This window comes from Streptomyces mayonensis, assembly GCF_018982965.1.
Lineage (GTDB): Bacteria > Actinomycetota > Actinomycetes > Streptomycetales > Streptomycetaceae > Streptomyces > Streptomyces mayonensis.
Genome location: NZ_JACBYP010000180.1, coordinates 1 through 10,525 on the forward strand (window position 1 = coordinate 1; position 10,525 = coordinate 10,525).

At 71.0% G+C, this 10,525-nt stretch carries 6 protein-coding genes and 4 tRNA genes; 6 read left to right on the forward strand and 4 right to left on the reverse strand.

From position 1 onward, the window contains the following. The 3 genes from HZS56_RS35845 to HZS56_RS35855 form a co-directional block, all read right to left on the reverse strand. A partial coding sequence (locus HZS56_RS35845) for a DEAD/DEAH box helicase (RefSeq protein ID WP_216724994.1) occupies positions 1-1,721 on the reverse strand: 1,721 nt, incomplete at its 3' end. Positions 1,722-2,070: 349 nt separating this feature from the next. Beyond that, entirely contained in the window at positions 2,071-2,652 is a 582-nt protein-coding gene (locus HZS56_RS35850; protein WP_216724995.1) for a hypothetical protein, read from the reverse strand. A 247-nt stretch (positions 2,653-2,899) separates the two neighbouring features. Beyond that, positions 2,900-3,250, reverse strand: coding sequence for a metallopeptidase family protein (locus tag HZS56_RS35855; RefSeq protein WP_216724996.1), 351 nt, complete (start codon positions 3,248-3,250; stop codon positions 2,900-2,902). Positions 3,251-3,321: 71 nt separating this feature from the next. Here HZS56_RS35855 and HZS56_RS35860 point away from each other — a divergent pair, with 71 nt between their 5' ends. The 4 genes from HZS56_RS35860 to HZS56_RS35875 all read left to right on the forward strand — a co-directional run bounded on the left by HZS56_RS35860 (position 3,322) and on the right by HZS56_RS35875 (position 5,295). Further along, the gene (locus HZS56_RS35860) at positions 3,322-4,932 is read left to right on the forward strand and encodes a metallophosphoesterase family protein (protein WP_216724997.1); all 1,611 of its coding nucleotides are present in this window, start codon (positions 3,322-3,324) and stop codon (positions 4,930-4,932) included. Between the two features lie 80 nt (positions 4,933-5,012). Then, positions 5,013-5,085, forward strand: a tRNA-Glu gene (locus HZS56_RS35865). Positions 5,086-5,119: 34 nt separating this feature from the next. After that, positions 5,120-5,194, forward strand: a tRNA-Asp gene (locus tag HZS56_RS35870). A gap of 24 nt (positions 5,195-5,218) precedes the next feature. After that, positions 5,219-5,295, forward strand: a tRNA-Phe gene (locus HZS56_RS35875). Positions 5,296-5,554: 259 nt separating this feature from the next. Here the strand turns inward: HZS56_RS35875 and HZS56_RS38635 are convergent. Then, positions 5,555-6,115: a hypothetical protein gene (locus tag HZS56_RS38635; protein ID WP_253915454.1), complete on the reverse strand. Its 561-nt coding sequence runs from the start codon at positions 6,113-6,115 to the stop codon at positions 5,555-5,557. 287 nt (positions 6,116-6,402) lie between these two features. Between HZS56_RS38635 and hrpA the strand changes: the two genes are divergently transcribed. Further along, positions 6,403-10,356, forward strand: a complete 3,954-nt coding sequence (hrpA, locus tag HZS56_RS35885; RefSeq protein WP_216724998.1) for an ATP-dependent RNA helicase HrpA — start codon at positions 6,403-6,405, stop codon at positions 10,354-10,356. A 93-nt stretch (positions 10,357-10,449) separates the two neighbouring features. Beyond that, positions 10,450-10,524, forward strand: a tRNA-Asp gene (locus HZS56_RS35890). Position 10,525 lies beyond the last annotated feature (1 nt).

A 10,525-nucleotide genomic window follows, 5' to 3' on the forward strand; every position in this document is an offset into this window, starting at 1 on the left:
TCGTCGCGACGGAAGCCACCGCGGTCGTCACGCCGGTCGAAGGAACGCCCACCGCGGTCGTCGCGCCGGTCGTCACGACGGAAACCCCCACGGTCGTCACGACGGTCGTGAGAGCGCTCGCCGCGGTCGGCGAAGCGCTCGCGGCCGGTGCCGCCCCGCTCCGCCTTCTCCACGTCCCGGGCGCCGGACGACTGCTCCGGCAGGGAGACCTCGGCCACCGCCACGGCCGCGGCCGCCTCGGCCACCGCCGTCTCCGGGTCGTCGCCCCGCTCGCGCGCCGCCCTGGCGACCAGCCGGTCCGCCTCCTCGCGCAGCTCCGTGGCGCGCCGCTGCGCCCGCTCCAGCTCCTTGGTGAGCTGGGCGACGTCGCGCTCGGCCTGCTGCGCCGCGTTGCCCGCGGACTCGGCCTGGACCTCGGTCATCGACCGGGCGCCGGTGATCTCGGCGACCTCCGGGTCGAACGCCGCGCCGCCCTGGATGATGTGGCGCGTGGCGTCGACGCCCGCGTCCTCCATCAGCCGGAAGATCTGGCGGCGCTGGTGCGGCAGCGAGAGGGAGACGACGGTGCCGGTGCGGCCGGCGCGCGCCGTGCGGCCCGCGCGGTGCAGGTAGTCCTTGTGGTCGCCGGCCGGGTCCACGTTCAGGACCAGGTCGATGTCGTCGACGTGGATGCCGCGCGCGGCGACGTCGGTGGCGACCAGGACGTTGACGTAACCGTCCTTGAAGTCGGCCAGCGTGCGGGTGCGCGCGCCCTGGGTCATGCCGCCGTGCAGCGCGTCCGCCTTCGCCCCGGCCTCGCGCAGCTGCTCGGCGACGCGGTCGGCGCCCAGCTGGGTGCGGACGAAGATGATGGTGCGGCCCTTGCGGGAGGCGATGGCCGCGGTGACGGGCGCCTTGTCCTTGGGCTTCACGACCAGGATGTGGTGCGACATGGTCGTCACCGCGCCCTGGGCCGCGTCGACCTCGTGGCTGACCGGGTTCTTCAGGTACCGGTCGACGAGGGTCTTGATCTCGTTCTCCATCGTGGCGGAGAACAGCATCCGCTGGCCGCCCGCGGGGACCTGGTCGAGCAGCTCGGTGACCTCGGGCAGGAAGCCCAGGTCGGACATCTGGTCGGCCTCGTCGAGGACCGCGATCTCCACGTTCTCCAGGGAGCAGGCGCCGCGGTTGATGATGTCGCGCAGGCGGCCCGGGGTGGCGACCAGGATGTCGACGCCCTTCTCCAGGGCGTAGATCTGGTTGCCCATGGAGGTGCCGCCGCAGACGACCTTCATGCGCAGGTTCATGACGTCGCCGTACGGCTGGAGCGCGTCGGCGACCTGCATGGCCAGCTCACGGGTCGGGGTGAGGATGACGGCGCGCGGCCGGTGCTTCTCGGTGCGGCCGCCGGCCAGCGTGGCCAGGGTCGGCAGACCGAAGGAGAGGGTCTTGCCGGAGCCGGTGCGGCCCCGGCCGAGGATGTCCTTGCCCGCCAGCGCGTCCGGGATGGTCGCGGCCTGGATCGGGAAGGGGGTGGTCACGCCGTTCTGCGCGAGCTTGCGCACGACGCCCTCGGGCAGACCCAGGTCGCCGAACGTCGGCTCGGGCGCCTCGGCGGCCGCGGGGGCGTCGGTGGTCGCCGCGGTGTCAGTGGTCGCGGGGGCCTCGACGGCCTCCGGTGCGCCCGCCACGCCTTCGGCGTTCTCGGGCACGACGACGTGATCGGTACTGGTCATGGACATGCGAATGCGAAACCTTCCGGAGTCTCTCGTCGGCACGCGCCCGTCAACTCCGTGAATCGCGATTCGCAATACGACCGCCTCGATGCGGTCCACCACGGCAAGGGGAGAGTACGCGCCACACGGCGCGCTCTGCGATGGCGCCGGGCAAATGGGATCAAACGATCTACCACCATACGCACCTCCCACCCCCGAAGGCAAACCGGCCGACGAGGGCCGACCGGAGCCGGGCCCCGCGGTCCCGCCCGAGCCGACCGGAGCCCGGTCCGGTGGGACCGCCCGAGCCGACCGGATCAGGGCCCGGTGGGACCGCCCGAGCCGACCGGATCAGGGCCCGGCGGGGCCGCCCGCCCTACGCGGGAGCCCCCGCCTCCGGTGCCGGCTCGCGCTGCGCCAGCTGTGTCTGCGGCGGCTCGTGCGCCGACGAGGACGGCTCCGCGACCGTCGGATCCGGGTCCGGGGGCGGGGGCGGCTCCTCGGTCGGCTCCGGCTGGGGCTCCGGCGTCCGGCTGGGCTCCGCGGGAGGCGTCCGGGTGGGCCGGGACTCGCCCCCGCCCTCAGTGCCCCCGCCGCCCTGCTCCGGCGGATCCGGGGTCTCGCGGGAGCGCGGCGCGGACGAGGGGGACGCGTCCTCGCCCTTGTCTCCGCCGTCCCCGCCGTCCTCCTCCTCGCCCTTGCCCCCGCTCTCTCCCCCGTCCTCCCCGTCGCCCCTCTGCCGCTTGCCGTGCCCGCCGTCGGCCGCCGCCGGACCGTACCCGGCGTTTCCGCCCGACACGGCGGTGCCGCCCCCGGACACCTCACCGCCCCGCTCCCCGGCGGAGCGCGACGGACCGACGCCTCCTCCGGACTCGTCGCCGACGCTCATGCAGCCTGCGGCGGCGACGACGGCCACGGCCGTGGCGGCCAGACGGACGGGTACGTACAAGGGGCGCACGGGCGGCCACCTCCGGGGGTCAGGGAGTCGCCGTGCCCAACTCCCGTCACCCACAAGAGGACACGCGCCCGGCGAGGCAGACTTGACCCGCCCGCGTCACCCGTACCCGCGAGCCTCGCGGCCTCGTCCGTACCCGGAAGCCCGCAGTCCCCAGCTCGCAGCCGCCGGCCCGCGGCCCGACGCCCGCAGTCCGCTGCCGCAGCCCGCTGCCCCGCTGCCCCGCTGCCCCGCTGCCCCGCTGCCCGCGTCAGCCGTACCCGAGGGCGTGCAGCCGCTCGTCGTCGATCCCGAAGTGGTGCGCGATCTCGTGAACCACCGTCACCTCGGTCTCCGCCACCACGTCCTCACGCGTCTCGCAGAACCGCAGAGTCGGTCCCCGGTAGACGGTGATCCGGTCCGGCAGCACGCCCGCGTACCACTCCCCCCGCTCCGTCAGCGGCGTCCCCTCGTACAGGCCGAGCAACTCCGGGTCGTCCGCCGGCGGTTCGTCCTCGACGAACACCGCGACGTTGTCCATCAGCCGCGTCAGCTCCGGCGGGATCCGGTCCAGGGCTTCGGCGACCAGTTCCTCGAACTCCTCGCGCGTCATCTCCAGCACAGCCCCATTGTCGGGTACGACCGTGCGGTACGACCCGCATATCCGCCCCGGGCCATGGGCATACGGGACCAATGGCCCGCGTCCACGCCGCTGTCCTGCACGCCCTGGCCGAGGTGATGAACCGCATCCGCAGCGCCCCGCGCGCCCTTGTCCGCCGGCACCGGGCCCGCCCCGCCGCCACGACACCGACACCCGAGCTCGCCGCCCGGCCGCGTCCCTGGACCCGCGCCGCAGGCCTCGTCGCCGTCGTCCTGCTCGGCGCCTGGCTCGGCCTGCTGGTCGTCGGCAACGTCCGGGTCCCGGTCGGCCCCATGAACACCACGATGACCCTGCGCCCCTCCCTCAACGGCGGCACGAAGATCAACGTCTCCCCGCTCGGCGCCCTCCAACTCGACAGCCACGTCGCCCCGGTCCGCCTCGACGTCAACGTCGACCAGCTCGACCCCGCCCGCGCCCAGGCCCTCGTCGACCACCCCGAGCGACTCTCCGGCCTCCAGGACGAGGTCGCCCAGGACGTCGGACACGGCACGCTCGACCTCGCCGTCCGCTCCTGCGTCGCCGTCGTCACCGGCGCCACCACGCTCGGCCTCCTCGTCTACCGGCGCCCCCGCCGCGCACTCGGCGCCGGCGGTCTCGCCCTCACCCTCCTGCTCGCCTCCGGCGGCACCGCGTACGCCACGTGGAACCCCGACTCGGTCCTGGAACCGAAGTTCTCCGGCCTGCTGTCCTCCGCGCCCTCCCTCGTCGGAAACGCGCGCAGCATCGTCACGGAGTTCGACGTCTACCAGCAGGAACTGGCCCGCCTGGTCACCAACGTCACCAAGCTCTACGACGTGACCTCCACGCTCCCCGCCTACCAGCCCGACCCGACCACCATCCGCGTCCTGCACGTCTCCGACATCCACCTGAACCCGGCGAGCTGGAAGATCATCGCCTCGCTCGTGGAGCAGTACAAAGTGAACGTCATCGTCGACTCCGGCGACACCATGGACCACGGCACGGCCGCGGAGAACGGCTTCCTGGACCCGGTCGAAGACCTCGGCGCCCCCTACGTCTGGGTCCGCGGCAACCACGACTCCCGGGGCACCCAGGAGTACCTGCAGCACCTGAAGAACGTGCACGTCCTGGACGACGGCCGGGCCAGGACCGTCGCCGGCCTGCGCTTCGCCGGCATCGGCGACCCCCAGTACACCCCCGACCGCTCCGAGAGCGACGGCGCCGAGGCCTCCCAGGAACTCGCCGGCGCCCGCCTGGCCTCGGCCCTGCGCGACCAGACCGCCGCGGGCACCCCCGTGGACATCGCCGTCGCCCACGAGCCGTCGGCCGCCCGCGAGGTCGACGGCGCGGTCCCGCTCGTCCTCTCCGGCCACCTCCACCACGAGGACATGGAGGTCATGAAGTACGGCACCCGGCTGCGGATCGAGGGCTCCACCGGAGGCAGCGGACTGCGCGCGGTCGAGGGCAAGTACCCCGACCCGATCCAGGCGTCCGTCCTCTACTTCGACCGGGACACCCGGCGCCTCCAGGCCTGGGACCAGATCAAGCTGGGCGGCCTGGGCCTGACGACGGCCGAGGTCAGCCGCCATCTCCCGAAGGAGAACCAGCCGGGCGCGGCCCCGTCCCCCTCCGCCACGTCCCCCTCTCCCTCCTCCCCGGGCACCCCGTCGTCGAGCGCTCCGTAAACCGTTTTGGCGATACCTCCCGCCATCCCATATGCTTCTCACGTCCCCGACGCGCTGCGAAGCGCCCAGGCGGGCCGATAGCCCTCATCGTCTAGCGGCCTAGGACGCCGCCCTTTCAAGGCGGTAGCACGGGTTCGAATCCCGTTGGGGGCACGCAGTACATGTGCGACACTGTCGTATGAAGCTTGGTCCTGTGGAGCAGTTTGGAGTGCTCGCCACCCTGTCAAGGTGGAGGCCGCGGGTTCAAATCCCGTCAGGACCGCTGAGGTTTCACGTGAAACCTCACGGCTGGGTAGCTCAGTTGGTACGAGCGTCCGCCTGAAAAGCGGAAGGTCGCCGGTTCGACCCCGGCCCCAGCCACCAGCAAGAAAGACGTCCCGGACGGCATGCCGTCCGGGACGTTCGCGTTGCATGGCCCGGGTTGCATGCCCTGGGGCATGCTCAGGTCGCATGCCCCAGGCGTTCATGGTCGGGTGACGGCCTGAGAATCCCTTCCGAGAATTCCTTTCCGGTCGCGTAACGTCGACAACCACAGAGGCACACGCGTTGATCGAAGTGCTGTCGACGTGGCCGCGCGGCGCGGAATTCAAGGAACGCAAAGGCCGGCGGGTAGGTCCGTTGCTCAGCCCTTGCGAGCGACGTGCAACGCGGTGGTCCACAGGACGAGGGCGGCACCGAAGCCCAGCAGGACACGACCGTTCGCTCCGTCGCCGCCGAGGGCCACCGCGCCGACCGGCGCGAGCGCCATCAGCAGCCCTCCCGTCCACCAGTACTGCGGCTGGGCGAAGGTCCGTGCGAGCGGCAGAAAGTGTGCCCCCACCACCAGGCACACGGCTGCGGGGACGTACACCCACTGGTCGAAGCGGCCCAGGAGCATCACGGATGCGACGATCGCCACGGTCTGGCCGACGTTGACCCGGCCGAAGACCTGGAAACTGTCGACCGCAGCCCGGCGTACGTGCCGCGGCCCCGGCAGGGTCCCGCAACGGACGGTGAGCACCACCGCGGTGACGGCCACGACGACCGCCAGGGCGGCTGCACCGAACAGCGCCGGCACCGGCACCCGGGGCGCCAGACCCGAGACCCCGAGCAATTCCCACATCGACGCGAAGACGGACATGATGACCGCGCCCTGCAGCGGCCGGTTTCCACTCACTTTCCGCCTGTCGAATTCCTCCGTCATCCGGCCACCCTATTCTGGCCCCTTCTTCTGGCTTCTTCCTCTGGCCCCTTCTTCTGGCCCCTTCGGCTTTCGAACACGAGCGCCCATGAATGGCCAACGCGCCGGAAGGACGTTCCGGCGCAACGGCCGCGCCCGTCGTCCGGCTGCGGCCGAGGGGGTGGACGCACGGACCGCACGTTCCCGCAGGTTCGTCCGTGCCGCCCCTCGCACCGCTGGATCGTGCCGCGCAGGCGCCGTGGCAAAAGCGTTCGCCAGGAAATTCTCGGGGATGAGATCCTGGGACCCGTATGTCTACGCACCCTGCCCCCGCCCTCGGCACCCTCGCCCCCCGGCTGACCCAGCTGTCGCTGCGCGACGCGCACCGGCTCGGTCGCAGGCTGGAGGGTGCGCGGAAGATCCGTAAGCCGGAGGCCCGCGCCGCCGTTCTCGCCGAGATCGAGACGGAGGTGGCCAGGGCCGAGCAGCGCATCGGTGAGCGTCGGGCGCGCGTGCCCGCCGTGAGCTATCCGGAGCAGCTGCCCGTCAGCCAGAAGAAGGACGAGATCGCGGCGGCCATCCGCGATCACCAGGTCGTGATCGTCGCCGGTGAGACCGGGTCCGGCAAGACCACGCAGATCCCGAAGATCTGTGTGGAGCTGGGGCGCGGTGTGCGCGGGATGATCGGGCACACCCAGCCCCGCCGGATCGCCGCCCGCACCGTCGCCGAGCGGGTGGCGGACGAGCTGGACACCCCGCTCGGGGAGACCGTCGGCTGGAAGGTGCGCTTCACCGACCAGGTGAACCCGGAGTCCACCTTCATCAAGCTGATGACGGACGGCATCCTGCTCGCCGAGATCCAGACCGACCGCGAGCTGCGCGCCTACGACACGATCATCATCGACGAGGCCCACGAGCGGTCCCTCAACATCGACTTCCTGCTGGGCTACCTCGCCCAGCTGCTGCCGAAGCGGCCGGACCTGAAGGTCGTCATCACGTCCGCGACCATCGACCCCGAGCGCTTCTCGCGCCACTTCGGCGACGCGCCGATCGTCGAGGTCAGCGGGCGCACGTATCCGGTGGAGGTGCGGTACCGGCCGCTCCTGGAGGAGGACGGCGACGACGCCGACCGGGACCAGATCACCGCCATCACCGACGCCGTCCAGGAGCTGATGGGCGAGGGGCAGGGCGACATCCTCGTCTTCCTCTCCGGCGAGCGGGAGATCCGGGACACGGCGGACGCGCTGGAGAAGAAGAAGTACAGAGGCACCGAGGTGCTGCCGCTGTACGCGCGGCTGTCGCACGCCGAGCAGCACCGGGTGTTCCAGCGGCACTCCGGGCGCCGGATCGTGCTCGCGACCAATGTCGCCGAGACGTCGCTGACCGTGCCGGGCATCAAGTACGTCATCGATCCCGGGTTCGCCCGGATCTCCCGGTACAGCCACCGCACGAAGGTGCAGCGGCTGCCGATCGAGCCGGTGTCGCAGGCCAGCGCCAACCAGCGCAAGGGCCGTTGCGGACGGACCAGTGACGGCATCTGCATCCGGCTGTACTCCGAGGAGGACTTCGAGGCACGCCCGGAGTTCACGGACGCGGAGATCCTGCGGACCAACCTCGCCTCCGTCATCCTGCAGATGACCGCGGCGGGTCTGGGCGACATCGAGAAGTTCCCCTTCATCGACCCGCCGGACCACCGCAACATCCGTGACGGTGTGCAGCTCCTCCAGGAGCTGGGCGCGCTCGATCCGGCGCAGAAGGACGTACGCAAGCGGCTGACCGACACCGGCCGCAAGCTGGCCCAGCTGCCGGTCGACCCGCGGCTGGCGCGGATGGTCCTGGAGGCCGACCGGAACGGCTGTGTCCGGGAGGTCATGGTCATAGCGGCGGCGCTGTCCATCCAGGACCCGAGGGAGCGGCCGGCGGAGAAGCAGGCGCAGGCCGACCAGCAGCACGCCCGGTTCAAGGACGAGACCAGTGACTTCCTGGCCTTCCTGAATCTCTGGCGGTATCTGCGCGAGCAGCAGAAGGAGCGGGGCTCGTCGTCCTTCCGCCGGATGTGCAAGCAGGAGTACCTGAACTTCCTGCGGATCCGTGAGTGGCAGGACATCTACACGCAGCTGCGCACGGTCGCCAAGCAGATGGGCATCCGTCTCAACGACGACGACGCCCCCGACGACCGCGTGCACGTGTCACTGCTGGCCGGGCTCCTCTCCCACGTCGGCATGAAGGACGTGAAGGAGGGCGCCAAGAACGAGTACCTGGGCGCACGGAACGCCAAGTTCGCGATCTTCCCGGGGTCGGCGCTGTTCAAGAAGCCGCCGCGGTTCGTGATGTCGGCGGAGCTGGTGGAGACGTCCCGGCTGTGGGCGCGGGTCAACGCGAAGATCGAGCCGGAGTGGGTGGAGCCGCTCGCGGAGCACCTCCTCAAGCGCACCTACAGCGAGCCGCACTGGGAGAAGGACCAGGCGGCCGTGATGGCGTACGAGAAGGTGACGCTGTACGGCGTGCCGATCGTGGCGCAGCGCAAGGTGAACTACGGGCGGATCGACCCGGAGGTCAGCCGGGAACTGTTCATCCGCAACGCCCTGGTGGAGGGCGACTGGCGTACGCACCACAAGTTCTTCGCGGACAACCGCAGGCTCCTCACGGAGGTCGAGGAGCTGGAACACCGGGCACGGCGCCGGGACATCCTGGTCGACGACGAGACGCTCTACGACTTCTACGACCAGCGGGTTCCCGAACACGTCGTGTCCGGTGCGCACTTCGACTCGTGGTGGAAGCACAAACGGCGCGAGCAGCCCGACTTCCTCGACTTCGAGCGCGAGATGCTCATCAACGAGAAGGCGGGGGCGGTCACCAAGGACGACTACCCGGACTCGTGGCGCCAGGGGCCGCTGAAGTTCCGGGTGACGTACCAGTTCGAGCCGGGGGCGGACGCGGACGGTGTGACCGTCCACGTGCCGCTCCAGGTCCTCAACCAGGTCACGGACGAGGGCTTCGACTGGCAGATCCCCGGCCTGCGGGAGCAGGTCGTCACGGAGCTGATCCGGTCCCTGCCGAAGCCGATCCGACGGCACTACGTCCCGGCGCCGAACTACGCGCAGGCGTTCCTGGACCGGGCCGTGCCGCTTCAGGAGCCGCTGACGGTCACCATGGCGCGGGAGTTGAAGCGCAGGGTGGGCGTGCCGTTCGAGGCGGAGGACTTCGACTGGGCGAAGGTGCCCGACCATTTGAAGATCACGTTCCGGATCGTCGACGAGCGGCGCCGCAAGCTGGCGGAGGACAAGGACCTTGAGGCGCTGAAGCTGCGGCTGAGGCCGAAGGCGCGCAAGGCGCTGTCGCAGGCGGCCGCGGCCACCGCCGAGCGCAGTGGCGGCGAATCGCTGGAGCGTACGGGTCTGACGGACTGGACGATCGGCACGCTGTCCCGGGTCTTCGAGACGCGCCGGGCGGGGCAGCCGGTGAAGGCGTACCCGGCGCTGGTGGACGACGGTCCGAAGGCGAACACCGTCTCCGTGCGGCTCTTCGACAGCGAGGCGGAACAGGCGCAGGCGATGTGGAAGGGCACCCGCCGGCTGCTGCTGCGCAACATCCCGGTCAACCCGGCGAAGTTCGCGAGCGATCACCTGTCCAACCAGCAGAAGCTGGCCCTGTCCGCGAATCCGCACGGTTCGGTCCAGGCGCTGTTCGACGACTGCGCCATGGCGGCGGCGGACAAGCTCGTCGCGGACTTCGGCGGGCCGGCGTGGGACGAGGAGTCGTACCGGAAGCTCTACGACAAGGTCCGCGCCGAGATCGTCGACACGACGGTCCGTACGGTGGGCCAGGTGCAGCAGGTGCTGGCGGCCTGGCAGGCCTGCGAACGCCGGCTGAAGGCCGTGCGCAGCCCGGCGCTGCTGGCCAATCTCCAGGACGTGCGTGCGCAGCTGGACGCGCTGGTGAAGCCGGGCTTCGTGACGGAGGCCGGGATCCGGCGGCTGCCTGACCTGATGCGCTACCTCGTCGCGGCGGACCGGCGGCTGCAGCAGATGCCGACCGGGGCCCAGCGGGACACGTCCCGTATGGAGAAGGTGCACGAGATGCGGGACGAATACGCGTGGCTGCTCGAGCAGATGCCGCCGGGCCGGCCGGTGCCGCAGCAGGTCCTGGACGTGCGCTGGATGATCGAGGAGCTCCGGGTGAGCTATTTCGCGCACGCGCTGGGCACGGCGTACCCCGTCTCCGACAAGCGGATCGTGAAGGCCATCGACGCGCTCGTGCCGTGACGGGTCCCGCACACAGGGTGAGTTCGACCGGTGGGCCGCCCTCCTGTACAGTCTCTTCTCGCAGCGCAACGCGGAAAACACGCTGCGAAACCTGGTCCTGTGGAGCAGTTTGGAGTGCTCGCCACCCTGTCAAGGTGGAGGCCGCGGGTTCAAATCCCGTCAGGACCGC